Raw genomic sequence first — 24,523 nt, 5'->3', positions numbered from 1 at the left:
CGCGCGACCGGGACGGATCGCGGGCGGGCATCCGGCGACGAACTGAAGGGAAGACAGGCAGTGCCGGCAACACCACCCCAGCCACGCCGTACCGTGGCGATCATCCTGCTGGACCGGCTGGTGGCCTTCGCCAGGGCTGCCCGGCGGGTGCTCACCGGTCGGGACGACGCCTCGCGGGCCACCTGGCTGGCCGTGCTCGCGGTGCTCGGGGTGCTCGTCGTGACGGTCGTCCTCGTCGCCGGGGTGCTGCGTACGCCGGAGAAGCTGACACCTGTGACGCTCGATCCGCCGCTGTCGGTCGACCAGGAGAGCACACCTCCGGCCGGCACGCCCCGGGCGCAGGCGCGACCGGCGGCCACCAGCCCGGCGGCGCCCGCTCCCCCGCCAGGCGCCTCGGCCACCGCGGTCCCACCGACCGTCGGCGCGTCGACCAGGCCCGCGCCGACCGGTTCGACCGCGACGGCCACGCCCGCCGCCCTGGTCGCCGGCTTCGCCATCGAGGACAACGCGCTGCTCAGTTATGGCGCGGCGGTGACAATCAGCAACCCCGGGTCGACGCCGACGCCGCAGTGGACGTTGGTGGTCACCCTGCCCCGGGAGTCGCTGCGGGTCAGCGCGGTCGAGGGCGCGCGGGCCACCCGCGACGGCGCGGTGTGGACGTTCGTGCCGGACGGCACGGCGGGCCAGGTGCCGGCCAGCGCGTCGGTCCGGGTGACGTTCCGGGTCAACGGCGCGCCCGCCGGTGCCGCCCCCGAGGGGTGCACCATCGACGGGGTCGCCTGCACCGGCCTGTCGAACTGACCGAGCCTTCAGCGCACGGCTAGGGGCGGCCCACCCGGGGGTGGGCCGCCCCTACCGGACGTCGGCGCTATTGCTGGTCGAGGCGCAGCGCGAGATCGATGACCAGGTATTTCACGGCGAAGTCACCGGTCGGCTGGGCCGCGCCGGTGAGCAGGTCGACCTGGTACACCCGGCTGGGGAAGCCGCCGTTGAGGACGGCGTAGGCGTTGTTGCTCACCGCCCGCCCGCCGCGCAGGGTGCTGTGGATGTCGAGGCCGGCCCGGGGATTGGCGGCCACGCCCAGGCTGCCGGTGACGACGAGTTGGCCAGCGTTGGCCGGGGACTGCAACGCGACCTGGTCGAGGTTGGTGTCCACATCGAACAACGTGGTCGCGGTGCCCGGATCGAGGTCGACGTTCGTGTAGGCCGCCGCGGTCAGCCCGGGGGCGGCGGTGACCGCAGGCGGGTAGGTGAGGGTGCCGTCGGCGAGGGTGACGCCGCCGACGTTGACGTTGTGCCGCAGATTCTGGCCCGTGTCGCTGATGACGCGCAGCCGGTCGGCGGCCGGGTTGAAGTCGACGCCGAAGAACGACCCGCTGAGGGGGATGGTCAGCTGGCTGACCTTCGTGGCGGCGGCGTCGCTGGTGGACAGGGTGAAGATGCCGCCGCTGTTGCCGACGCCGTAGAGCCGGCCGTCCTGGACCCGGTAGTCGATGCCCACGAGGTTCTCGGTGCCGGGCAGGTCCACCGTGCCGATCACGCAGGCCAACCCCGGTCGGTTGGCGGCGAACTTGAGGAGTTGCTGGTCCTCGGTCAGACCGACCGCCACCCGACCGTTACGGCCACCGGCGTTGAGCAGGTCCCACAGGATGTTGCAGGAGCCGGCGTTCAACGACGCCAGAGCCGGGGACGAGGTACGCACCGGCGGGGCGTTGTCCGGCCGGGCCGCGGCGCCCGTCGAGGTCGTCAGCGCTGCGATGACGACGGCCGTGCCGGTCAGGAGCAGTAGTCGATGGATCATGCGGTGCATGGGAGGGCCTTCCTTGCGCGAGGTACGGGGAATGCCCGGCAGTGGCATCGGAGTAGGGGCGTCCCGCTCGATCTATTCGGAACGTTTGCCCAGGTCAGACGCTATACAGCCGCCCCAGAAGTTGCTGTCGGATCACGTACTATCCGAATCGTCCTCAACGGCGCGACGGGGTGCGGTCCGCCGCCGCCGTGACGACCTGCCGTTCCCGTAGGGCCGGCAGTGCCGGCGCGAGTGCCGCCAGCATGGCCAGGCCGGCGACGGGCAGCAGGTCGAGGGTGACCACCGGCAGGACGATGCCGGCGACCAGCAGCGGCACGCTCCACCACGGCAGCCGCCGTCTCGCGGCGAGCATGCCCGCGAGGACGACCAGGCCGAGGAAGAAGAACTGGGGTACGACGTCGTAGAAGGCGACCTCGACGCCGGGGATGTCCTTGAAGTCCGCGCCGAGCGCCGACATCTCCGCCCGGTCGGCGGCCAGGAGACCCTCCACGATGTCGGCACCGAACTGCACCATCGTCGCGGCGAGCCCCACCATCGTGAGGGCCACCACGCCGGTACGCCAAGGGCTGCGGGGCAGGAGACGGGACAGCACGAGCACACCCGGGACGAAGCACACCATGCCGGCGAGGGCGACCAGGTGGGCGGCCTGCCAGTCGAGCCCCGGGCCGTACACGTCGTCGGCTCGTGCCCACAGGCGTACCAGGCCGTAGGCGGCGATTCCGACAGGTCCGGCGAGGACGTACAGCGCAGCGCGTCTCATGCCGATCATCATCTGGTCTGCGGCGTCGCGGCCGGCTCCGGGAAGATCCCTCGCCCGCCCCCTGATCTCCGTCTCAGGTTTTCCACCGAGTCGACCCCCGGTCGGGGCCGCGGGGCCCTCAGGCGCGCCAGATCACCTGGGCGGCGGCCAGCACGGCCTCCTGGTACGGCGTCCGCGGCGAGTCGCCGGCGACGACCTCCACCGGCCACTTCTGTTGCAGCGAGACCCAGAGCGTCGACATGACGCCCGAGTACGTCGAGAGCTCGTCCGCGCCGTCGGTCACCCGCAGCACGTACGTCCACGCCGCCGCGTCCGGTGCGCCGTCCAGTGGTGACCGCCAGGCGCGGTGCAGGCTGCGACCGTGGCGGCGTGGGGCGTCGGCAGCCAGGAGGGTGTCGGCCGGTGCCGGGTTGGCCGCGTCCGGGGGGCCGTCGGGGCTGAACCGGTACGCCAGTGGCGGCACCTCCGCGATGACCGGCACGTCGGCCAGGTCGGGGCCGTCGGGATCACCGACGACGGTGCGCAGGAGGCCCCGTTCCGCGCTGGTGATTCCGACGCCGTAGTACGCCAGGCTGAGCAGGAGGGTGGCGTCGGCCAGGTCGAACTCACCCGCGGCGTACTGCTCCCGCACGGTGCCGAGGACATCGTCGGGTAGCCGGCCCACGAGCCGCCGGCACACCTCGGCGACCGTCGCGTACGTCTGCGCATCCATGATGGTCATTTCTTCTTGTAGTCGCCCAGCTCGGTCCGCGTGACGTTGCCCTGGTCGTCCTGGACGACTCTGATGATCTTGTTGCCCTTCGGGCCTTCCCAGGTCCAACTGCCGTCGCCGCCGACGTCGGGATTACTGTAACGGGGCGGGTTGCCCTGCGGGATTCCCTGCGGGGCGGGGTTCGGCGCCGGCGGGTTGCTGATGACGCCCGGGTTGGTCCGGTCCGGCGGGAAGGCGGTACGAATCTCGCCGTCGGCGAGCACCGTCGTCTTGACCTGCACACCATCGACGACGCCGACGTAGTCGTAGGCCCACGCCGGGTTGCCGTCCGCGTCCTTGGTCGGGTATGGCCCCTTGTTCGGTGGTCCCTGCTGCGTCACCTGGTGCGCGGCGTCGAGGATCTTGGCCTCGTCCCAGCTCTTCGGGAACTCCGTCTTGTTGGAGAAGCCGGTGCCCGCGAGGTGGCCGCCCTGTCGGCCACCGTCGCCCTCGATGATGTGCTTCCTCGACGCGTCGCTGTGGTGGATGCCGCCTGCTGTCGGCGGCTTGGTCGGCGCGGGAGGTGGGGTCGGCTTCGCCGGCTTGGTGTTGCCGGGCCCCTGACCGGCCCCGGGTGGATGGCCCTGCTTCGCCGCCTGGCCGGTGGCCTGCTGGGCACTGGAGATGCCCTTGCCGGCGTTGATGCCGCCGTAGCTCTTCGGGGGTTTGCCGGCGCCGCCACCTCCACCCGTGCCGCCGCTGCCGCCGCCGGGTTTTCCGGGCTTCGCCATGGACGCCTTATCCGTTCAGGATGCGGGTGAGGTTGGTCAGGCTGGTGATCAACGCGCCGACGTACATGAGGATGCGCCCGGCCCACTTGACGACGGCGGCCGTGATCTGCGCGGCGATGACCGGGATCGTGACGACGAAGATGGCCTCGACCGCCCAGACGATCACGCGTGCCACCAGGTCGGCGATGAGGTCGCGCACGATGTCGCGGGTGAAGGCCACCAGGTTGCCGGCACCCTCGGTGGCCGCGGCCATCGCGGCGGAGACCGCACCCAGCCCGCCGAGGGCCTCGACGTTGTGGTCCATCAGGCCGTGGTACGCCAGCGCGGCCTGCCCATACCACTCGGGCAGGTCGGCGTCGAGGTGCGCCCGCAGGTCGTTGGCCATGCTGTGCAGCTCGGCGGCCATGTTGTTCCAGGTGGCGGCGTGCGCGGCGACCACGTCGGGCATGCCGGTGAGCTGGTCGAGCATCTCCCGCAGCGGCTCGAAGTATTCCATCGCCCAGCCCAGGCCGTTGGCGAGCAGCGCGCTGAACGGATCCAGCACCGTCACCGCCACGTCGAGCCCGAGCGCGGCACCCGCGAGCAGGTCGTCGACCCAGCCCTCACTCCTGATGGCGTCGACCAGACCCTCGACGCTGTCGGCCAGGGAGGCGCCCGTCCACGCCTCCCGCGTCGAGGTGACGTCGGCGACAAGTGACAGGTCGGTCATCGGGTCAGCTGGCTTTCCACGCCGCTCATCAGCGCGGCGTTGTCGCCGTCGACCGTGTCATAGCCGTCGGCGGTCTGGCGCAGCCCCGAGGCGGCCAGCGTCAGATTCTCCTCGACGGCGGCGAACAACTCGTCCTGCCGAGCGTGCTTGTCGGCCAGGACTCCGGCGATCCAGCCGCACAGCAACCCGTACGCCGAGTCGTCCTGGGTGATGTGGGCGCTGGCCGCCCGCACCGCCGCGAAGCGGCCCGCCAGCGCCTCGATGTTGCGCGCGTGGGCACGGATCTCGTCCGCGTCGACCGCGAACCCGTCGTTCACCAGAATCACCGCCAGCCTCGGTGGTCGTGGGCTCGCCGCGCCACGCCGCCCATGATCATCAATGGCGGAGTGTAACAAGCACTCACCTTCGGCGTGGTGCCCGCGTCGGCGACCGCACCCGCGCGCCCGGGTGGCGAACATCGCTCATGCTGAGGTGATGATTCGTTTCGCCCTGAACGTGCTGTGGCTCATCTTCGGCGGTGGGATCGTGCTGGCGGTCGGGTACGGCGTCGCCGCCCTGGTCTGCTTCGCCCTGGTCGTCACCATCCCGTTCGGCGTCGCGTCGCTCCGCCTCGCCGTCTACGCGCTGTGGCCCTTCGGCCGCACCCTCGTGCCGAAGCCGGGCGCGGGCGTCGCCTCCGGGTTGGCGAACATCCTCTGGCTGGTGCTGGCGGGCTGGTGGCTGGCGCTGTCGCACATCATCGCCGGTGTCGCCCTCTGCGTGACGATCATCGGGATCCCCTTTGGCATCGCCAACTTCAAGCTCGTGCCGGCGGCCCTCTGGCCCCTCGGCCGGGAGGTCGTCGATGCGCCCTGAGCTCGGAAAACGGGGGCACCCGGCCCCCTGCCACTTCTAACATATAGCGCACTGGGGGGCTTGCGGCAAGACCCGGGTCGTGCCGCAAAATCGTCGGCCGAGACCAGAATCTGCCGAAATGGAAGTCATCATTTGAATTCCCTGCCTCCCTCCGTCTTCGATCTCCCCGGTCATCTCGCCCCCAAGGCCGACCGGACGCTTATCGCCCGCGACGAGCAGCACTTCGCGACGATGGCGGAGAGCCTCGACCACCTGAACGCCGAGCTGTCCGAGCGCCTGGCCGCCGAGCGCCTGGCGCCCGGCGGCAAGGGCCGGCAGGCGATGGACCGGGACGAGGAGATCCGCCGGCTGACCGGCCGCCTGCGGGCGCTGAGTCGCTACGGCCTGGACCTGTGTCTCGGCCACGTGGTCGGCACGGACGACCCCGAGCCCGTGTACGTGGGACGTCGCGGCCTCGTCGACAGCGCGGGTCGGCGGCTGCTGCTCGACTGGCGTTCTCCCGCCGCCGAGCCCTTCTTCGGCGCGACCCACGCCAACCCGATGGGTCTGGCGAGTCGTCGCCGGTACCGGTGGACGCGCGGCCGGATCAGCGACTACTGGGACGAGGTCTTCACCCCGGACGGGTTCGTGGGGCACGCCGTCGCGCTCGACGACCAGTCCGCGTTCATCGCCAGCCTGGGCAGCGCGCGGTCGAGCCGGATGCGGGACGTGCTCGGCACGATCCAGGCCGACCAGGACGCCATCATCCGCGCGGGGTCGGCCGGCGCGCTCGTCGTCGACGGTGGCCCGGGCACCGGAAAGACAGTCGTCGCGCTGCACCGCACCGCCTACCTGCTCTACTCCGACCCTCGGTTGGGTCAGCGCCGGGGTGGGGTGCTCTTCGTCGGGCCGCACCAGCCCTACCTGGCCTACGTCGCCGACGTCCTGCCCAGCCTCGGCGAGGAGGACGTGCAGACCTGCACCCTGCGGGACCTGGTCGCGGAGGGCGCCGCGGCGACCGTCGAAGAGGACCCGGACGTGGCCCGGCTGAAGTCCTCCGCGGACCTGGTCCGGGCGATCGACGCGGCGGTCCGGTTCTACGAGGACCCACCGGTCAAGCCGATGACCGTCACGACCGACGAGGGTGACATCTGGCTGGGCGCCGACGACTGGGCCGACGCGTTCCAGGCACCGGGGCCGGGCACCCCACACAACGAGGCGCGCGAGGAGATCTGGGCGGAGTTGCTCACCATCCTCGTCGACAGGCACGGCGGCGACGAGCCGGACGACGCGCTGCGCCGATCGCTGCTGCGCAACCGGGAACTGCGCACCGCCTTCAACCGCGCCTGGCCGTTACTCGACCCGGCCGACCTGGTGGGAGACCTGTGGTCGGTGCCCGCGTACCTGCGCACCTGCGCGCCCTGGCTCACCCCGGAGGAGGTCCGGACGCTGCAACGCGACGACGCCCGGGCCTGGACCGTGTCCGACCTGCCGCTGTTGGACGCGGCCCGGCGGCGCCTGGGTGACGCCTCGGAGCGGCCGCGACAGCACGACCCCGCCGCCGCCGTGGAACGCGAGCACCGGGCCAGGGTCGTCGACGAACTGCTCGCGGCCGACGCCTACGACGACGGTGAGGGCCTGTTGACGATGCTGCGCCAGCCGGACCTGCGGGACGTCCTGGCCGACGACTCCGCGGTGCCCGCCGCCGACCCGGACCTGCTCGCCGGCCCGTTCGCGCACATCGTCGTGGACGAGGCCCAGGAGCTGACCGACGCCGAGTGGCAGATGTTGCTGGCCCGGTGCCCGTCGCGCAGCTTCACCATCGTCGGAGACCGCGCCCAGGCCCGACACGGGTTCACCGAGTCGTGGCAGGAACGCCTGCGACGGATCGGGCTCGACCGGATCGCCCTGGCCTCGCTGAGCATCAACTACCGGACCCCGCAGGAGGTCATGGCGGAGGCCGAGCCGGTCATCCGGGCCGTGCTCCCGGACGCCAACGTGCCGACCTCCATCCGCCGGACCGGGCTCCCCGTCGTGCACGGGTCGGCCGCCGAGCTGGGCACGATCCTCGACGCCTGGCTGGCCGAGCACGCCGACGGGACCGCCTGCGTGATCGGCGACCCGGCGTTCCCGCCGACGTCCCGCGTGCGCTCGCTGAGCCCGGAGCAGGCCAAGGGACTCGAGTTCGACCTGGTCGTCCTCGTCGACCCGGAGGCGTTCGGCACGGGCATCGAGGGGGCGGTGGACCGCTACGTCGCGATGACCCGGGCGACCCAGCAACTCGTCATCCTGACGAGGCGCTGAGCCGCCCGGGCCGCGGCGGTCAGTTGCCCAGCGTGACGTGCAGGATCTTCTCGTTGCTGTTGTTCGGGGTGCTGTCCTTGTCACCGACGGTGGTGGTGGTCAGCCACAGGCCGCCGTCGGGGGCCGGCTCCACCGTCCGCAGCCGGCCGTAGGTGCCGTTGAAGTACGTCTGCACGTTCGTCAGACCGCTGCCGCTGATCACCGCGCGGTACATGCGGGCACCCCGCGCGCAGGCCACGTAGAGCGCGTCCCGCACGATCGCGATGCCGGAGCAGGACCCGTCCGCGGTCGGATAGGTGCGCGCCGGCGCGATGAACCCGGCGGTGCCGCAGGTGCCGCTGGTGCCCTCGCACGCCGGCCAGCCGTAGTTGCCGCCCTTCGTGATCAGGTTGGTCTCATCCATGATCGAGTTGCCGAACTCCTGCTCCCACAGCCGGCCCTGCGAGTCGAACGCCAGCCCCTGCGGGTTGCGGTGGCCGTAGCTCCACACGTAGTTGCCGAACGGGTTGTCCGAGGGGACGGTGCCGTCCGGGTTGAGACGCAGGATCTTGCCTTCGAGGGCCGACCGGTCCTGCGCGTAGTTGCCGTTCTGCGCGTCGCCCGTGCTGGCGTACAGCTTGCCGTCCGGGCCGAAGCGCAGCCGGCCGCCGTCGTGGTACTTGTTGCGCCGGATGCCGCTGATGAGCACCTGCTCGCTGGAGGTGTTCAGGCGGCCGTTCTCGAACCTGATCCGCACGATCCGGTTGTCGCTGGGCGAGGTGTGCATGATGTACAACCAGCGGTCGCTCGTGAAGGTGGCCGAGACGGCGAGCCCGAGCAGGCCGCCCTCACCCTCGGTGCTCTGCACGTTCGGGACCGTACCCAGGTTGGTCTTCGCCCCGGTGCCGGGGTTGAGCTGGATGATGTCGTGCGCGTCGCGACGGTTGTAGAGGACGCTGCCGTCGGGCAACGTCGCCAGCCCCCACGGGATGTCGGTGTCGGTGGTGACCTGGCGCACCGCGCACACCGGGTTGCCGCAGCCCGCGCCGGTGGTCACCGTCGCGGTGGCGCTGCGCGACGAGACGTTGTCCTGCGCGTCCCGGGCCACCACGTAGTACTGGTACGCGGTGCTCGCCGCCAGCCCACTGTCGGTGAAGGTGGTCGCGGGTGGAGCGCCGGTGACCGTGCCGACCTTCACGCCACCGCGGAAGACGTCGTACGCCCGGACGCCGATGTTGTCGGTCGACGCGGTCCAGCCCAGGGTCACCGTGGTGCCCGATGCGGTGCCGGTGAGCTGCTGCGGCGCGGTCGGCGCCTGGGTGTCGGCCTGACAGGGCGGGGGCGTGATCGACACGGTGCTGCTCGCCTGGGACACGTTGCCGGCGGCGTCCCGGGCGTTGACGTACAGGCCCCAGGTCGCCCCGGCGACCACGGTGAGACCTGTGGACAGCGTCGAGCCACTCACCGACTTCATCAACTGGCCGTCGTGGTAGACGTCGTAGAAGGCGACGGCGACGTTGTCCGTCGAGGCGTTCCACGCGAAGGTCACGGAGTTGCACGTCAGGCCGCTGACCCGCGGGCTGCCCGGAGCCGTGGGCGCCTGGCTGTCACTGCTGCCCAGCGACGTAGTCCAGCGCTGGTTGGCCTGGCCGTTGCAGGTCCAGAGACCAACCGGGGTGCTGTTGGCGGTGGCGCCGCCGTTGACGTCCAGGCACAGGCCGGACTGGACACCGACGATGGTCCCGTTGGTGTTGATCCGCCAGCGTTGGTTGGCACCACCGCCGCAGGTGTTGATCTGCACCGTGGCCGGTGCGGTGGTGTCCTGGCCGACCACGTCCAGGCACATCGTCTCGTCGTAGACCCGCAGCTCGCCGGCTGACGTGAGGGTCCATGCCTGGTTGGCCTGACCGTTGCAGTCGTAGATGTTGATGCCGGCACCAGCGGTGCGGACGTTGCCGACGACGTCCAGGCAGCGGCCCGACGCGGCGCTGACCACCGTCGAGGTGGCCGCGGCGGATGCCGGCACGCCGACCGCGACGGTCAGCAGTGTCGCCGCTGCCATCGCCGCCGGCAGGAGTCGCCATCGTGAGTGACGTGGGTGGGACCGCGCGATGGCTGACATCCGTCCTCCAGGATCGGGGCGTCGACCGGACCGACCCGGCGTCGGAGGGCCCGGCGCCCGACCCGGTCGGACTGTGCACATCGACCATCCAAGATGGGCTGCCGGCGCATGTCAAACGATGTCACTCGATCAGCGACAAAGTCCCAGATCGAGGCCATTTCCGAAAAAAGGCCGCCGTCCTACTCCCTGCCCCGCAACGACTCCCGGACGTGTCGGCGGGCGTGGTGGATCCGGGACTTCAGCGTGCCGACCGGAATGTCCAGTTGCCCGGCGATCTCCTGGTAGTCGAGCTGACAGAGGTCACGCAGCACGAGTGCCGTCACCAACTCCGGCCGGTGGGCCTCCAACCTGTCCAACGCGTCGAGCAGGTCGAGACGCGATCCGGCGATGACGCTCGTCGTGCGGGGGTCGGCCACCTCGACGGGCAGCAGGGGGCTCGGCCGCTCGGCCGCCCGCCGCCGCAGCGTCCGGTACGTCTGCCGGGCGCAGTTGGCGACCACCGTGTGCAACCAGGTCGTGAAGAGCGACCGGCCCTCGAATCGCTCGATGTGCGTGGCCACCTGCAACAACGCGTCCTGCGCCGCCTCCTCCGCGTCCTGCCGGCAGGGCAGGAACCGCCCGCACTGCTCCAGCACCCGCGGACCGATCGCCGCCAGCAACTCGTCACGTGCCACGCGGTCACCGGTCGCTGCCCGGCGCGCCAGTTCCTCGATCGACGACCCGTCCAACGTCGGCGCTCCCCGTTCCCTGTGCGACACCGCGGTTGCGGCTGCCGGATAATACGGCCGTGTCCATCCCGCCACAGGTCGGCCGGTACCGCGTCGCACGGCCCGTCGGCGCCGGCGCGTTCGCCACCGTGTGGCTGGCGTACGACGACGAGTTGCAGGCCCCGGTGGCGGTGAAGGTGCTCGCCGAGAACTGGTCGCAGCGGGCCGACATCCGGGCCCGTTTCCGCCAGGAGGCCCGGTTCATGCGCCAGGTCGACTCCGACCACCTGGTCCGCGTGCTGGACATCGGCGAGCTGCCCGACGGCCGGCCGTACCTGGTGATGACGTACGCCGGTGGCGGCACGCTCGCCGAGCGGCTGGCCGACGGTCCACTGCCGGTGCCCGAGGCGCTGCGGATCGCCGCCGACATCGCCAGGGCGGTGGCCGTCCTGCACGACAAGGGTGTGCTGCACCGTGACCTCAAGCCCTCCAACGTCCTCTTCGACACACCGGCGGCCGGAGGCCGGGTGCTGGTCGCCGACCTGGGGCTGGCCAAGGCACTCGCGCACGCCTCCGGGTTCACCCTGGTCGCCGGCACGCCCGGCTACATGGCACCCGAGCAGCTCGTCCCGGGTGGCGCGCTGGACGCGCGTGCCGACGTCTACGCGATCGGCGCGCTCACCCACCACATGGTGACCGGGCTGCCGCCGGGGCAGACCATGCAGACCGCGGCCCGGGTGCCCGCGCCCGTCGAGCGAGTCGTCCGTCGGGCCCTGCACCGCGATCCGGCCCGCCGCTGGCCGAGCGCGGCCGCGTACGCCTCCGCGTTGGAGGGTCTGCTCGCCGCACGAACGGCTCCGGCCCGGCGGTCGGCGCAGCGCGCCCGCCGGGCCCTCACCACCGTCGGCGCGGCGGCCACGACGCTGGTCCTGGCCGGTTCGTCCGCCACCTCCGCCACACCGCCGGGCTGGACACGGGTACGCGACGTGACCGGCACCGTCTCCGTCGCCGTGCCCGACGACTGGGCCCGGCAACTGCGCGACGGCGGCTGGAAACCGGGCGTGATCGGCCTGCCCGGCGCACACGACCCGGGCCTGGTCGTCGGGCCCGACCTCACCGTGTGGTCCAACGCGAACAGTCCCACGCCCGGCGTGTTCGTCGGGGTGAGCCGGGCCCGCACCGGCGCGACTGTCCAGCCCACCCTGACCGGCCACAACCGGTGCACCCGCGCTGCCGACCGCACGATCACGGTCGGCAGCCTCAGCGGGAGCGCCAGGCGCTGGACGCGGTGCGCCAACACCACGACGTCCTTCAGCGAGGTCATCCTGACCACGGCCAACGGCACCCTCGACGTCTACGTCCAGGTCAAACAGACCGGGGGCGCGGATCGCACCGACGAGATCCTCGGCACGCTGCGCGTGCGCGACTCCACGGCCTAGTACCGTTCCCAGTTGCCGCTGCCGTCGGCCTTGCGCCACCGGCGGGTCTCGGTGCCGCCGTCGAGCGTGCGGACGGTGGCCTCCACGTTCTGGCCCACCAACCGGTACGAGGCGAACGTCATGACCTGGGCGCCTCCGGAACCGGGCTGGTCTCCCCGGATGACCGGCCAGGCGTAGCGTCCCCGACCGTTGTCGGAGAGCTGCACGGGCACGAGGGCCTGCCGTCGCGCGGCGTTCGGGTTGCCCAGTTCGACGAGGACGAGCGCGTCCTCGGTCGACGGCGCGTTCGCCGGCTCCTCGACGATGAACTCGCCGTACACCGGCTGCGCGCCGCCCGGCAGGATGCGGCACGGCACGTCGAACCCGTTCGACCCGTTGCGGAACGCCACGCTGTCGTCGGACTCGCCACAGAAGCCCAGCTTGCGGATCACCGCGTTGGGCCAGTCGGTCTGCCTGATCGCGCTCACCTGCGTGTCCGGCCCGGAGGTGCCGGCGACCGGAGCAGCCGGGCTGGTGCTACCGGCGGCAGGCGTACCCGAGCCGGAGCTGGCGGTCGTCGGGGCGCCCGGTACCGACGGGCTCGCACTGCCCGCGGCAGGGCCGGCGGGCCCGGCATCACCGGCGAGCCGTTCGACCGACGGGGTGCAGCCGGCGCCAACCGTGACGGTGAGTGCCACGCCGACGAGCAGTTTGCCGCGCATGGGTGGTCCTTCCTCTGCGGGATCTGTCACCCCATGGGATGCCCCGACACGGGCGGTGGTTCACGCAACTCGGGCGGATCTTTCCGCCGTGGGTGCGCACGCCTCTCCTCCTCAGGTCGCAAGGGCACTGCCACCCTGCGCCAGATGGTTCGGCACGCGCGGCCGTACAGGCTTGTGCCATGGCATCGGGTGACGCCGTACGGACTCGCTCCGGACACCCGGTCGCCGGGGAAGGCACCGGCAGACATGCGCTCTCGTACGAATCTCCGAACCCGTCCACCCCGCCCGGCGGGGATGCTCGTCCGACTCGGCGCGACCCTCGCGGCCACCGCCGTCGTCGCCGCGACCACCGCGGGCTGTGGCGCGTCGCCCGCCCGCCCGGCCCCGCACGTCGACACCCCGGCGGCTGCCGCCGCCCCGGGCGGCACAGGTCCCGCCCTGACCGACACCGACGTCAACGCCTGGCTCGACGGCGTGCTGCCGGCCGCGCTCGACCGCACCGGCATCGCCGGGGCCACGGTCGCCGTCGTGGACGACGGCAGGATCCTCACGACGCGGGGGTACGGCCACGCCGACACCGGTGACGGTGACACCGGGGCCGTCCCCGTCGATCCGGACCGCCATCTCTTCCGGATGGGATCGGTGTCGAAGCTCGTCACCGCCACCGCCGTCCTGCAACTCGTGCAGAGCGGGAAACTCGACCTCGACGCCGACGTCGAGACGTACCTCGACTTCGACCTGCCGCGCCGCTTCGAACGGGCCGTCACCCTGCGGCACCTGCTGACGCACACCGCCGGTTTCGAGGAGCGGATCGCCGGCCTGATCGGCACCGACGCCACCGGCCTCGACCTACGCAAGGCCCTGACGACCGACCCGCCCGAGCAGATCTACGAGCCGGGCACGACCCCGGCCTACTCCAACTACGGCAACGCGCTCGCCGGCTACATCGTGCAACGTGTCAGCGGGACACGCTTCGAGGAGTACGTCCAGCGCGACATCCTGGACCGCGCCGGCATGCCGTCGTCGACCTTCGAGCAGCCGCTGCCGACGCCGCTGCGCGACCGGATGTCCCGGGGGTACGACACCTCCGCCGGGCCCGCCGCGCCCTTCGAGATCGTCGGCACGCCCCCGGCCGGCGCGCTGAGTGCCCCGGCGACGGACCTGGCGCGCTTCATGCTCGCCCAACTCGGTGAGCCGGTGGGCTTCGCGCCCCTGCTGGACAGGCCGACCCGCGAGCTGATGCAGCGTCCCGCACTCGACTCGACCTCGCTGGGCACCCTTGCCGGCGGCCCCCGGATGACCCTCGGCTTCTTCGACGAGAGCCGCAACGGCCACCGGATCCTCGGCCACGGCGGCGACACCGGGTACTTCCACACCCACCTGCAAATCTACCCCGACGACCGGGCTGGCATCTTCCTCTCCCTCAACAGCAACGGCTCCGGCGCCCTCGCCAGCCACGAGCTTCGTGAGTCGGTCGTGAACGGCTTCGCCGACCGCTACTTTCCCGCCCGCGGCGGGCAACCGACCGCCGGTGTCGACTCGGCGACCGCCGCCGAGCACGCCGCGCTGGCGGCCGGCACGTACGAGTCCTCGCGGGCGATCCGGAGCAACTTCCTGACGACGATCGGCCTGGTCGGGCGGACGACGGTCAGCGTCGCCGACGGCAACCGGTTGCTGTTCGAGCCGGGCCCGCTGTCGGACTCCCCCGCCCGCTACGAGGAGGTGGCCCCGTGGGTCTGGCGCGAGGTCGGTGGGCAGCGCACGATCGCCATGCGGGTGGCCGGCGACCGGGTCGAGGCGATCGGCTTCGACTCCGCGTTCGCGCTGCTCCCGGTCGAGCCCGCGCGGGCGTCCACGGTGGCCGTCCCGGTGCTCGCCGTGTCGACGGCCGTGCTGCTGCTCACCGTGCTGTCCTGGCCGGTCGGCGCGCTCGTCCGTCGTAGGCTCGGCGGTGCCCGGCGCGATCGGGCGGGGCGCACCGCGCGGATCCTGAGCCGTGTCGCCGTCGCCGGTACGCTGCTCGCCTTCGCCGGTTGGGTGCTGGCCATCAGCAGCATCATGGGCCTGCGCGACGTCCCCGGTGCGGTGCTGCGCACCGCTCAGGTGCTGCAACTGGTCGGGCTGCTCGGTGTGCTGCCCGCCGCCGTCCGGCTCGCCGACGACGTCCGACGCCACGTCGGCTGGTGGAAGATCGCCGGCAGCGCCCTGCTCCTGCTCGCTCTCGCGGGCGCGGGCTGGTTCGCCGTGGAGTTCCGGCTGCTCGCGCCTAGCATCTCCTACTGACCCGCCCGACCCGGGACGATCCGGAGCGAGGATGCCCACCGCATGACGGACCACACCGGCAACGAACCCGACCCGCCGCGACTGACGAAGTGGCTCGACGGACGGCTCACCCGCCTCGGCGTGACGGGGGTGTTCCCCCGCGACTGCCTGCTCGCGACGGTCCTGACCGTATCGACATTCGTCCTGCTGACGGTGCTGTTCTGGGTCGTGGCACCGGCGGACGGGGTGTCTTTCGACCCGACGCGGGGCTGGCTGCTCGTCGCCATCTGCTGCGCCCAGGCGATGTTGTTGTGCCTGCGTCGGGTCCGCCCACTGCTCTGCCTCGCGTTCGTCCTCGGCCTGCAACTGCTCGTCGTCGGAGTCTCACTGCCCGAGGCGGGCATCCGGGGCTTCGCACCGTTCGTCGTGGCGTACACCATCGGGTCGTCGCTGCCGTTGCGACGCGCGCTGCTGGCCGTCGGCGCGGCCGTGCTGGTGGAGTCGACCGGGGCGGCCGTCCTGGTGACCCCCGACCTCCCGGCGGCCGTCGCGTACGTCTCCGCGAGCGCCCTGACCTACCTCGGTGCGACATTCGTGGGCAGCTACGTGGCCACGTCGCGGCGCTACGTCGAGTTGGTCCGGGTGCGGGCGGACGAGGCGATCCGGCAACAGCAGACGAAGATCCAGGGGGCGATCGGCGCGGAGCGGACCCGGATGGCCCGGGAGCTGCACGACGTGGCGGCCCACCACCTCTCCGGCATGGTCGTGCAGGCGGCGGCGGTCGAGCGGCTCATCGACCGCGATCCGGCAGCCGCGAAGGCCGGAGTGGCCTGGATCCGGGGCCAGGGCAAGGAGACCCTGGACAACCTGCGGCTGGTCGTCGGTGTGCTGCGCGGGCGCCCGGCACACGAGGGCGGCGACGGCGGCGCTCCGGTGCCGGGCCTGGGCATGCTCGACGACCTCGTCCGCGACGTGGGCACCCTCGCCGGCCCGGTCGAGCTGGTCCGCGAGGGGCAGCAGCGCGAGGTGTCGCCGATCGCCGACGTCGCGCTCTACCGGATCGCGCAGGAGTCGCTCAGCAACGCCCGTCAGCATGCCCCGGGCGCGCCGGCACGGGTGGTGCTCCGGTTCCGGCCGCGCTCGGTGTCGCTGGAGGTGGTGAACGAGCCGGCCGCCCGGCGTACCGTGCCCACGGCCCGCACCGGCGGTGTCGGCCTGGTGGGCATGCGCGAGCGCGCACAGCTGATCGGGGCGACGTTCACGGCCGGGCCGACCGCGGCCGGCGGTTGGTCGGTCACCGCGACGCTACCGACGAACGAACCCGTCGCGTCGCACCCGAAGGGAGACACCCCGGCATGATCAGAGTGATGCTCGTCGACGACCAGGCGGTCGTCCGCGCCGGCTTCCGCGTCATCCTCGAGGAGCCGGGGGACATCGAGGTCGTGGGCGAGGCGTCGAGTGGGTCCGCCGCCGCCGAACTGGCCCGTCGGCTGCAACCGGACGTGATCTGCATGGACGTCCGGATGCCGCACGGCGACGGGCTCACCGCGACCCGACAGATCGTCGCGGAGGCCACCGGCACGCCGCCCGCGGTGCTGGTGGTGACGACGTTCGACCTCGACGAGTACGTCTTCGGCGCACTGGAGGCCGGTGCCAGCGGGTTCATCCTCAAGGACTGCGAGCCCGAGGATCTCGTCGAGGCGATCCGTGGCCTGGCCGGCGGCTACGGTCTCGTCGACCAGGCCGTCACCCGTCGGGTGATCTCGGAGTTCGCCAGACGCACCCCCGCTCCCCGCTCGGACGCCGCGGCGGCACACCAGCTGACCGCGCGGGAGACCGAGATCGTGCAGTTGCTCGCGCAGGGGCTGTCCAACGTCGAGATCGCCGACCGGCTCTTCATCGAGACCAGCACGGTGAAGTCGCATCTCGGGCGAGCCATGGGCAAGATCGGCGCACGGGACCGGCTACAGACCGTCGTGTGGGCGTACCAGAACGGGGTGGCCCGCCCCTGACCGCGGCGCCTCGGTCTGCGGGGGCGCACCGACCCGGGAGGACCCGGTCGAGCGCGACCACGGCCCGGGTCAGTCGGTCCACTCCTTGGCGAGCAGTTCGTAGGAGCTGACCCGGTCGGTGTGGGCGTGGGTGATCGTGGTGACCAGCAGCTCGTCGGCGGCGGTGACGTCGCGCAGGGTGCGCAGCCGCTCGGCGACCGGGCCGGGTGCCCCGACGAACTGGGTGTCCACCCGGTCGGCGACGAGCTGGCGGTCGTCCTCGCTCCAGGGCAGCGCGGCGGCCTGCTCCGGGCTGGGGAACGGCATCGCGCCCTCGCCGCTGCGGATGCTGCGCACCCACGGGCCGTACGGTGCGGCCAGCCGGCGGGCCGCGTCGTCGGTCTCGGCGACGACCACGTCGGCGGAGACCACCACGTACGGTTCGGCGAGCGTCGCCGAGGGCTGGAACGCGGCCCGGTACGCGCCGACCGCGTCGAGCACCGAGGACGGGCTGACGTGGTAGTTGGCGGCGAACGGCAGGCCCAGCGCACCCGCCAGTTGGGCGCTCTCCCCGCCGCTGCTGCCCAACAGCCACACCTGCAGGTCGGTGCCCTCCCCCGGCACGGCGTGCGCGTCCAGGCCGTCGGCGTCGGTGTAGTCGCCGCGCAGCAGGGCCAGCACGTCGGCCACCTGCTCGGCGAAGGGCGGCGGCTGCGCACCCGGCTGGTGCAGCAGGGCCGTGCTCAGGGCGAAGCGCGGTGAGGAGAGCACGCTGGCGTAGGAGAACGGCGGCGGAATGAGCAGCCCGTCGACCACCCGGGCCGGCACCGGTGGCGGAGCCGGCGCGGCGACCGCCTGGGCCGCCTCGATGCGCCGCTGACCGGAGCGGCCCAGCCCGAGGTCGATGCGGCCCGGGTACAGGGCGGCGAGGGTGCCGAACTCCTCGACCACCGACAGGGCGGTGCGGTGCCCGACCTGGACGGCCCCGGAGCCGACGCGCAGCACACTGGTGGCCGCGGCGACCTGCCCGATCAGCACGGCCGGCGCGGAGCTGGCGACGCCGGCGGCGAGGTGGTGCTCGGCCAGCCAGTAGCGGTGGTAGCCGGACTGCTCGGCCCGCCGAGCCAGGTCGACGGTGTTGTGCAGGGCGTCGGTGACGGTGGCGCCGGCGGGCACCGGGGACAGGTCGAGGATGGACAGTGGAGTGGACGGCATGCTGGTCCCCGTTTCTGGTCAGGCCGCCGCGGCGGCGGCCGCCGGCGGTGCGAAGGGGCGGCTCGGGATCTCCCGCCGCAGCACCGGGGCCACCTCGACCTGGAACAGCTCCAGGCTCTCCCGGTGCTGCTTGTCGGTCAGCCCGTCGTGGTCGGCCTGGAGGTGGATGACCTCGTGGCCGAACTGCTCGTGGTAGCGCAGCACCTTGTCGGCGAGCTGCTGCGGGCTGCCGACCAGGATCGAGCTGCGCTCGATGGCGTCCTCCAGGGTCGCGAAGACCGGCTGGATGCCCAGCCGCCGGAACGCGGCCACCCGGGCGTCGAAGATCGGCCGGTACCGCTCGACCGCCTCCTGCGACGTGCGGGCCACGTAGAAACCGGCGGTGCCCGCCCCGACGAGCGCGTCGGCCGGATCGTGCCCGTAGTGGACCCACCGTTCCCGGTAGTGGCGGATGAGTTCGGCGTACGGCTCGATCGGGTTGGTGACGTTGGCGGAGAAGATCGGGTCGCCGTACCGGGCGGCGAGGTCGACCGAGTCTCTGCTGGTGGCGCTGCCGTGCCAGACGCGGATGGGCTGTTGCAGCGGGCGGGGCCAGGTCTCGGCGTCGGTCAGCGACGGCCGGTACGTCCCGGACCAGGTGACCCGGTCCTCCCGCCAGAGCCGGCGGAACAGCTCGTAGCCCTCCCGGTTGCGGTCCCACTGGTCCTCGGCGGTGACGTGGAACAGTTGTGCCTGCGCGGCACCGTTGCCCTTGCCGATGATCAGTTCGAGTCGGCCGCCGCTGAGGTGGTCGAGGGTGGCGTAGTCCTCGTAGGCGCGCACCGGGTCGAGCAGGCTGAGTGTGGTGACCGCCGTGAACAGCCGGATGGTGGAGGTACGGGCCGCGATGTGGCTCAGCACCACAGGTGGTGAGGACGAGATGAAGGGGCGCTCGTGGCGTTCACCGACGCCGTACCCGTCGAAGCCGAGATCCTCCGCGAGGACCGCCGTGTCGACCACGTCCCGGAACCGGTCGGTGGTGCTCCTGCGCTGACCGGTGACCGGGTCGGGCAGGTGGGTGATGAGCGTAATCAGCAGGAACTTCACACCGGAACCGTCACTTTCGGCTGGAGGGTCGGGCGACCGGGCGGGCGGGGCCGAGTCCGAGGTGGTCACGCAGGGTGGTGCCGGTGTACTCGCTGCGGAAGACGCCGCGCTCCTGCAACAGCGGCACGACCTGGTCGACGAACTCGTCGAGCCCACCGGGGGTCAGGTGCGGCACCAGGATGAATCCGTCGGCGGCGTCCGACTGCACGAAGTGGTTCATCCGTTCGGCGACCTGCCGGGCGGTGCCGACGAAGGACTGCCGGCCGGTGACCTCGATGATCAGATCGCGGATGCCGAGTCCCTTCTCCTCGGCCAGGGCCCGCCACCGCCGCGCGGTGTCCACCGGGTCGGGATACATGCCGGCTCGGCCCCGGCTGATCGCGTCGCCGGAGACGTCCGGGTCCTCGGCGGGCAGTGGGCCCTCCGGGTCGTACCCGGACAGGTCCCGGTTCCAGAGTTGTTCCAGCAGCAGGATCGCGGTCTGTGGGCTGACCTGCTGGCGGCGGATGTGGTGCGCGCGTTCCTGCGCCTCGGCGTCGGTGTCGCCGAGCACGAACGTGACACCGGGGATGACAAGCAGGTCGTCGGGTTGGCGGCCGTAGAAGGCCAGCCGGGACTTCACGTCCCGGTAGAAGTCCTGGCCGTCCTCCAGAGTGCCGTGCCGGGAGAAGATCGCGTCAGCGCTGGACGCGGCGAACTCGCGCCCGTCCGGCGAGTCACCGGCCTGCAGGATCACCGGGTGCACCTGCGGGCTGCGGGGCACCGTGAAGTGGCCCGCGATGTCGAACTGGTCGCCGTGGTGGGCGAACGCGCCGGGACCGGCGTCGGTGACGAAGCGGCCACCGTCGCGGTCGCCCACGATCGCGTCCGCCGGCCACGACTCCCACAACTTCCGCGCGGTACGCACGAACTCGGCGGCCCGGTCGTACCGCAGCGAGCGGTCCAGGTAGCCGCCCCGACGGAAGTTCTCCCCAGTGAACGCGTCCGAGGTGGTGACCACGTTCCAGGCCGCCCGCCCGCCGGAGAGGTGGTCGAGGCTGGCCAACTGCCGGGCCAACTCGTACGGCTCGCGGAAGGTGGCGTTGAGCGTGCCGGCCAGACCCAGGTGCGTGGTGACCGCCGCGAGGGCGGCGAGCACCGTCAACGTGTCCGGGCGGCCGACCACGTCCAGGTCGTGGATGCGGCCCCGCTGCTCGCGCAGACGCAGCCCCTCGGCGAGGAAGAAGAAGTCGAACTTGCCGCGCTCGGCGGTGCGGGCCAGGTGGACGAAGGAGGAGAAGTCGATCTGGCTGCCGGAGGCGGGGTCGCTCCACACGGTGGTGTTGTTCACGCCGGGGAAGTGCGCGGCCAGGATGATCTGCTTGGGCATGGTGGTCTCCAGTGCTCAGGCGGTCGCCGCGACGGCGTACCGGCTGGCCGGTCGGGGCAGGCCGAGCAGGTCGCGCAGCGTCCCGCCGGGATAGCCGGCGCGGAACAGGCCCCGGTCGCGCAGCGCGGGCACCAACGCCCGGGTGATCGCGATCAGGTCGTCGGGGAGCACGGCCGGCCGCAGCCGGAAACCGTCCACTCCGGCGCGGTGCCAGGCGGCGACCAGGTCGGCCAACTGCCCCGGGGTGCCGGCGAAGATGGCCGCGTCGGACGTGAACGGGGCACCGTGCAACTCGTCGAGACGGGCCCTGCGCTGTCCGGCAGATGTCGACGAGTCGTCGAGCAGGACGACCACGTCGGCGAGGATGCGCAGCGGGGCGCCGGTCCGGCCGACGGTCTCCTCGGCCGCCCGCACCTCCGCCACGATCGCGGCGGCGTGATCGGTTTCGGTCGGGGTGACGAAGACGACGTCGGCGTGCCGGGCGGCGAACGCGTACGGCACCGACGAGTGGGCCAGCGCGGCGACGACCGGCTGCCCCTGCGGCGACCGGGGCACGATGGAGGGACCCTTGACGGAGAACCACCGGCCGGTGAAGTCGACGTAGTGCAGCCGCTCGCGGTCGACGAAGCGGCCGGTCGGCACGTCCCGGATCACGGCGTCGTCCTGCCAGCTGTCCCAGAGCCGGCGGACCACCTCCACCGCGTCGCCGGCCTCGGCGATGAGGTCGCCGATGAGCCGTACGACCTGCGGCTCGTCGAGCCGGGCCGGGTCCAGCGGTGGGATGTCGCGGCGACCGAAGTGCCCGGCCTCGGCCCTGCGGGCGGAGATCCGGGGCCGCCAACCGGCCCGCCCGCCGCTGACATGGTCGAGGGTGGCGATCGCCGTGGAGACGTGGAACGGCTCGGTGTGGGTGGTGCTGGTGGTCGGGATCAGCCCGATGTGCCGGGTCAGCGGGGCGATTCGGGCGGCGATCTGCACCGCGTCGAGTCGGCCCCGGAGCTGGTCGGTGCGGTCGTCCGGGCCGTCCGGCCCAGACGACTGGAGGTCCAGGCTGTCCTCGATGGTGAGCAGGTCCAGTGCGCCGCGTTCGGCCTCGCCCGCGAGGGCGTTCCAGTAGCGGGCGGTCAGTGGCGCGGTCGCCTCGGCGCGCGAGAGCCGCCAGGCGGCGGGGTGCCAGCCGAGACCGTCGAGCGCCACGGCCAGGTGCAGGCTCTTGTCCGTCATGGGTGTTCCTCCTACGGTCGGCCGGCGGTGGCCAGCGTGGGCAGCGCGTCCAGCAGGGACCGGGTGTAGTCGTGTCGGGGGTAGTTGAAGACGTCGCCGACCGGGCCTTGCTCGACCACCGCGCCGTCGTGCAGGACGAGCACCCGGTCACTGAGGTGGTGCACCACACCCAGGTCGTGGGAGATGAAGAGCAGGGCGGTGCCGTCGCTGGCCCGCAGGTCGGCCAGCAGGTCGAGCACCTGGGCCTGCACGGAGACGTCGAGGGCGGAGACCGGCTCGTCGCAGACGAGCAGCGTCGGCCGGGGGGCGATGGCGCGGGCGATGGCGACCCGCTGCCGTTGGCCGCCGGAGAGCTGCCGGGGGTGCCGGTCGACCAGGTCCGCGCCGAGACCGACCCGCCGCAGCAGGTCGACGACGTGGTCGCGCCGATCCGAGCGACCGACGTCGGGGTCGAGGTTCTCCGCGACGACCCGGCTGACCGTGTAGCGGGGGTCGAAGGAACTCAGCGGGTCCTGGGAGATCAGTTGCAACCGGCGCCGCAGCGGGCGGCGGGCCCGCTCCCGCACGCCGGCCCACGCGGTGCCCTCGAAGGTGACGGCGCCCGTGTCGGCGTCGAGCAGACCGGCGACGATCCGGGCGACCGTGCTCTTGCCGGAGCCGGACTCCCCCACCAGGCCGAGCGTCTCGCCCCGCGCGATGGAGAAGGAGACGTCCCGCACGACCGTGTGCCCGCCGTAGGTCTTGGTCAGCCCGTCCGCGTCGAGCACGGTGTCGTCGGCGCGGACCTCGGGCCGGGCGGGCAGGGCCGTCCGTGCGTCCCCGGCCCGCGACACCCCGAGCCGGCGTCCCCGCGACGTCGCCGAGGGCACCGCCGCCAGCAACTGCCGGGTGTACGGATGCGCGGGGGCCCGCAGCAGCGTGCCGGTGGGACCCTGCTCGACGATCCGGCCGTCGCGCAGCACCAGGACCCGGTCGGCGATCTGGGCGACGACCGCCAGGTCATGGCTGATCAGCAGCAGACTCACCCCGGCGGCCCGCCGCTCGGCGAGCAGCCGCAGGATCTGCGCCTGCACGGTGACGTCCAGTGCGGTGGTGGGCTCGTCGGCGATGAGCAGGGCTGGTTCCCCGGCGATCGCCGAGGCGATCAGGGCCCGCTGGCGCAGCCCTCCGGAGAGCTGGTGCGGATACTGCCGGGCGCGGCGCTCCGGCTCCGGGAGGTGCACCTGGTCGAGCAGGTGGGCGACCCGACCGGCCCGTTCCCGGCGGCCGACGATGCCGTGGGTGGCGAGCACCTCGCCGATCTCGGCACCCACCGTCCGCAGTGGGTCGAGGGAGACCAGCGCGTCCTGCAGGACCAGCCCGGCGAGCCGTCCCCGGACCCGCCGCCAGTCCCGTGGCCGGTGCCCCCGCACGTCCTGGTCGGCCAGCTCCAGTCGGGCGGCGCGGACCCGCGCGCCCGGTCCGGCGAGCCCGACCAGGGTACGAGCGGTGACGCTCTTGCCGGAGCCGGACTCCCCGACGACTGCCACGCACTCGCCGCGCTCGACGGTGAAGCTGATCCCCCGCACCGCGGCCACCCGGCCGGTCGGGGTGTCGAAGTCGACGTGCAGGTCCTCGACCGTGACCAGGGGGGCCATCAGCGCCGCCGCCCGTCGAAGCGGGCCTGCCAGTGGCGGCCGACGACGGTCAGCGACACCACTGTGGCGGTGACCGCCAGGCCGGGCAGGATGCTGATCCACCAGGCCACCTGGAGGTAGTCGCGTCCCTCGGAGAGCATCGCTCCCCACTCCGGCGACGGTGGCTGCGGGCCCATGCCGAGGAAGCTGAGCCCGGCGGCGGCCAGGACCGCCTCGCCGAGCCCGATCACCGCGAGCACCGGAACCGGACCGACCACGTTGGGCAGCACGTGCCGCAGCACCAGCCGGGGCCGGGACTGGCCGAAGGTGACGGCCTGCTCGACGTAGCCGGAACGGCGGACGACAAGCGTCTGGCCGCGGACCACCCGGGCGTGGTGCGGCAGGGTGGCGATGCCGATGGCGACGATCAGGCCGACGGTGCCGGGGCCGGCGATGGCGATGAACAGCAGCGCCAGCAGCAGCATCGGAAACGCCGACAGCGCGTCGAGCGTCCGGCTGAGCGCCTCGTCGGCGGCCCGGTGCGCGAGGCCGGCGAGCAGGCCGAGCAGCACACCACCGGTCACGGCGATCGCGGTGGCGGCCACTCCGATGGTGAGGGAGTGCCCGGCGCCGTGCACCACCCGGGTCCAGACGTCGCGGCCGAGGTGGTCGGTGCCGAGCCAGTGCGCCGCGCTCGGTGGGGAGAGCACGGTGAGCGGGTCGGCGGCGAGTGGGTCGGCGGGGGCCAGCACCGCCGGCCAGGCCGCGGCGACGACGAGCAGCAGCAGGTACGCCCCGGCGACGAGCTGGCCGGGTCGCGGTCGGGGTCGTCGGCGTACGGTCGGACGGGCCGGGTCGGCGAGGGTCAGCGCCGCGGCGTCGGTGAGCGGCGGGCCCAGGGTGACGGTCATCG

At 72.5% G+C, this 24,523-nt stretch carries 22 protein-coding genes; 7 read left to right on the top strand and 15 right to left on the bottom strand.

Annotated features, from left to right (window positions below):
- Positions 1 to 93 precede the first annotated feature (93 nt).
- Positions 94 to 801, top strand: a complete 708-nt coding sequence (locus tag ACGFIW_RS25740; RefSeq protein WP_393320583.1) for a cellulose binding domain-containing protein — start codon at positions 94 to 96, stop codon at positions 799 to 801.
- A 67-nt stretch (positions 802 to 868) separates the two neighbouring features.
- Here the strand turns inward: ACGFIW_RS25740 and ACGFIW_RS25735 are convergent, their stop codons facing one another.
- The 6 genes from ACGFIW_RS25735 to ACGFIW_RS25710 form a co-directional block, all read right to left on the bottom strand.
- Positions 869 to 1,801 carry a DUF4394 domain-containing protein gene (locus ACGFIW_RS25735; RefSeq protein WP_393320580.1) on the bottom strand — a complete coding sequence of 311 codons (933 nt, stop codon included), beginning with the start codon at positions 1,799 to 1,801 and terminating at the stop codon, positions 869 to 871.
- A gap of 163 nt (positions 1,802 to 1,964) precedes the next feature.
- Positions 1,965 to 2,570, bottom strand: a complete 606-nt coding sequence (locus tag ACGFIW_RS25730; RefSeq protein WP_393320577.1) for a hypothetical protein — start codon at positions 2,568 to 2,570, stop codon at positions 1,965 to 1,967.
- Between the two features lie 118 nt (positions 2,571 to 2,688).
- Entirely contained in the window at positions 2,689 to 3,291 is a 603-nt protein-coding gene (locus ACGFIW_RS25725) for a hypothetical protein (RefSeq protein WP_393320574.1), read from the bottom strand.
- On the bottom strand, positions 3,288 to 4,052 hold the full coding sequence (locus tag ACGFIW_RS25720) for an EndoU domain-containing protein (RefSeq protein ID WP_393320571.1): 765 nt from the start codon (positions 4,050 to 4,052) through the stop codon (positions 3,288 to 3,290). Before ACGFIW_RS25720 ends, ACGFIW_RS25725 begins: the two co-directional genes overlap by 4 nt.
- Positions 4,053 to 4,059: 7 nt before the next feature.
- On the bottom strand, positions 4,060 to 4,761 hold the full coding sequence (locus ACGFIW_RS25715; protein WP_393320568.1) for a WXG100 family type VII secretion target: 702 nt from the start codon (positions 4,759 to 4,761) through the stop codon (positions 4,060 to 4,062).
- Positions 4,758 to 5,078, bottom strand: a complete 321-nt coding sequence (locus ACGFIW_RS25710; RefSeq protein ID WP_393320566.1) for a type VII secretion target — start codon at positions 5,076 to 5,078, stop codon at positions 4,758 to 4,760. Before ACGFIW_RS25710 ends, ACGFIW_RS25715 begins: the two co-directional genes overlap by 4 nt.
- A 157-nt stretch (positions 5,079 to 5,235) precedes the next feature.
- On the opposite strand from ACGFIW_RS25710, the gene ACGFIW_RS25705 reads away from it, so the two are divergent.
- Together ACGFIW_RS25705 and helR are read left to right on the top strand one after the other, a co-directional pair.
- Positions 5,236 to 5,616, top strand: a complete 381-nt coding sequence (locus ACGFIW_RS25705; RefSeq protein ID WP_393320563.1) for a YccF domain-containing protein — start codon at positions 5,236 to 5,238, stop codon at positions 5,614 to 5,616.
- Positions 5,617 to 5,757: 141 nt separating this feature from the next.
- Positions 5,758 to 7,899, top strand: a complete 2,142-nt coding sequence (gene helR, locus ACGFIW_RS25700; RefSeq protein WP_393320862.1) for an RNA polymerase recycling motor ATPase HelR — start codon at positions 5,758 to 5,760, stop codon at positions 7,897 to 7,899.
- A gap of 19 nt (positions 7,900 to 7,918) precedes the next feature.
- Here helR and ACGFIW_RS25695 read toward each other — a convergent pair whose 3' ends face one another.
- Together ACGFIW_RS25695 and ACGFIW_RS25690 are read right to left on the bottom strand one after the other, a co-directional pair.
- Positions 7,919 to 10,000 (bottom strand): PQQ-dependent sugar dehydrogenase, encoded by a 2,082-nt coding sequence (locus ACGFIW_RS25695; protein WP_393320560.1) that lies wholly within the window; start codon positions 9,998 to 10,000, stop codon positions 7,919 to 7,921.
- A gap of 179 nt (positions 10,001 to 10,179) precedes the next feature.
- Positions 10,180 to 10,674: an RNA polymerase sigma factor gene (locus tag ACGFIW_RS25690; RefSeq protein WP_393320558.1), complete on the bottom strand. Its 495-nt coding sequence runs from the start codon at positions 10,672 to 10,674 to the stop codon at positions 10,180 to 10,182.
- A gap of 113 nt (positions 10,675 to 10,787) precedes the next feature.
- On the opposite strand from ACGFIW_RS25690, the gene ACGFIW_RS25685 reads away from it, so the two are divergent.
- The gene (locus ACGFIW_RS25685) at positions 10,788 to 12,146 is read left to right on the top strand and encodes a serine/threonine-protein kinase (RefSeq protein WP_393320555.1); all 1,359 of its coding nucleotides are present in this window, start codon (positions 10,788 to 10,790) and stop codon (positions 12,144 to 12,146) included.
- On the opposite strand, the gene ACGFIW_RS25680 is transcribed toward ACGFIW_RS25685, so the two are convergent.
- The gene (locus tag ACGFIW_RS25680) at positions 12,143 to 12,847 is read right to left on the bottom strand and encodes a hypothetical protein (RefSeq protein WP_393320552.1); all 705 of its coding nucleotides are present in this window, start codon (positions 12,845 to 12,847) and stop codon (positions 12,143 to 12,145) included. The genes ACGFIW_RS25685 and ACGFIW_RS25680 overlap by 4 nt on opposite strands.
- Positions 12,848 to 13,141: 294 nt before the next feature.
- Between ACGFIW_RS25680 and ACGFIW_RS25675 the strand changes: the two genes are divergently transcribed.
- Genes ACGFIW_RS25675 through ACGFIW_RS25665 form a run of 3 tightly spaced genes read left to right on the top strand, consistent with a single transcriptional unit; the run spans position 13,142 to position 17,121 of the window.
- The gene (locus ACGFIW_RS25675; RefSeq protein WP_393320549.1) at positions 13,142 to 15,130 is read left to right on the top strand and encodes a serine hydrolase domain-containing protein; all 1,989 of its coding nucleotides are present in this window, start codon (positions 13,142 to 13,144) and stop codon (positions 15,128 to 15,130) included.
- A gap of 42 nt (positions 15,131 to 15,172) precedes the next feature.
- Positions 15,173 to 16,468, top strand: coding sequence for a sensor histidine kinase (locus tag ACGFIW_RS25670; RefSeq protein WP_393320546.1), 1,296 nt, complete (start codon positions 15,173 to 15,175; stop codon positions 16,466 to 16,468).
- A complete protein-coding gene (locus ACGFIW_RS25665; RefSeq protein ID WP_393320543.1) occupies positions 16,465 to 17,121 on the top strand; it encodes a response regulator in 657 nt (218 codons plus the stop codon). Before ACGFIW_RS25670 ends, ACGFIW_RS25665 begins: the two co-directional genes overlap by 4 nt.
- A 69-nt stretch (positions 17,122 to 17,190) precedes the next feature.
- Here the strand turns inward: ACGFIW_RS25665 and ACGFIW_RS25660 are convergent, their stop codons facing one another.
- The 6 genes from ACGFIW_RS25660 to ACGFIW_RS25635 are packed head-to-tail and all read right to left on the bottom strand — an operon-like array spanning position 17,191 to position 24,521.
- Positions 17,191 to 18,315, bottom strand: coding sequence for an LLM class flavin-dependent oxidoreductase (locus tag ACGFIW_RS25660; RefSeq protein ID WP_393320540.1), 1,125 nt, complete (start codon positions 18,313 to 18,315; stop codon positions 17,191 to 17,193).
- Between the two features lie 18 nt (positions 18,316 to 18,333).
- Entirely contained in the window at positions 18,334 to 19,401 is a 1,068-nt protein-coding gene (locus ACGFIW_RS25655) for an LLM class flavin-dependent oxidoreductase (protein ID WP_393320537.1), read from the bottom strand.
- Between the two features lie 10 nt (positions 19,402 to 19,411).
- A complete protein-coding gene (locus ACGFIW_RS25650) occupies positions 19,412 to 20,770 on the bottom strand; it encodes an NtaA/DmoA family FMN-dependent monooxygenase (protein WP_393320534.1) in 1,359 nt (452 codons plus the stop codon).
- 15 nt (positions 20,771 to 20,785) lie between these two features.
- The gene (locus ACGFIW_RS25645; protein WP_393320532.1) at positions 20,786 to 21,994 is read right to left on the bottom strand and encodes an LLM class flavin-dependent oxidoreductase; all 1,209 of its coding nucleotides are present in this window, start codon (positions 21,992 to 21,994) and stop codon (positions 20,786 to 20,788) included.
- 11 nt (positions 21,995 to 22,005) lie between these two features.
- Complete coding sequence (locus ACGFIW_RS25640) at positions 22,006 to 23,631, bottom strand: dipeptide ABC transporter ATP-binding protein (protein ID WP_393320529.1); 1,626 nt, start codon at positions 23,629 to 23,631, stop codon at positions 22,006 to 22,008.
- Complete coding sequence (locus ACGFIW_RS25635; protein WP_393320526.1) at positions 23,631 to 24,521, bottom strand: ABC transporter permease; 891 nt, start codon at positions 24,519 to 24,521, stop codon at positions 23,631 to 23,633. Before ACGFIW_RS25635 ends, ACGFIW_RS25640 begins: the two co-directional genes overlap by 1 nt.
- Between the last annotated feature and the right edge of the window lie 2 nt (positions 24,522 to 24,523).

Source organism: Micromonospora sp. NPDC048935 (assembly GCF_043197875.1).
Lineage (GTDB): Bacteria > Actinomycetota > Actinomycetes > Mycobacteriales > Micromonosporaceae > Micromonospora.
This window is presented reverse-complemented; position numbering and strand designations above follow the sequence as displayed.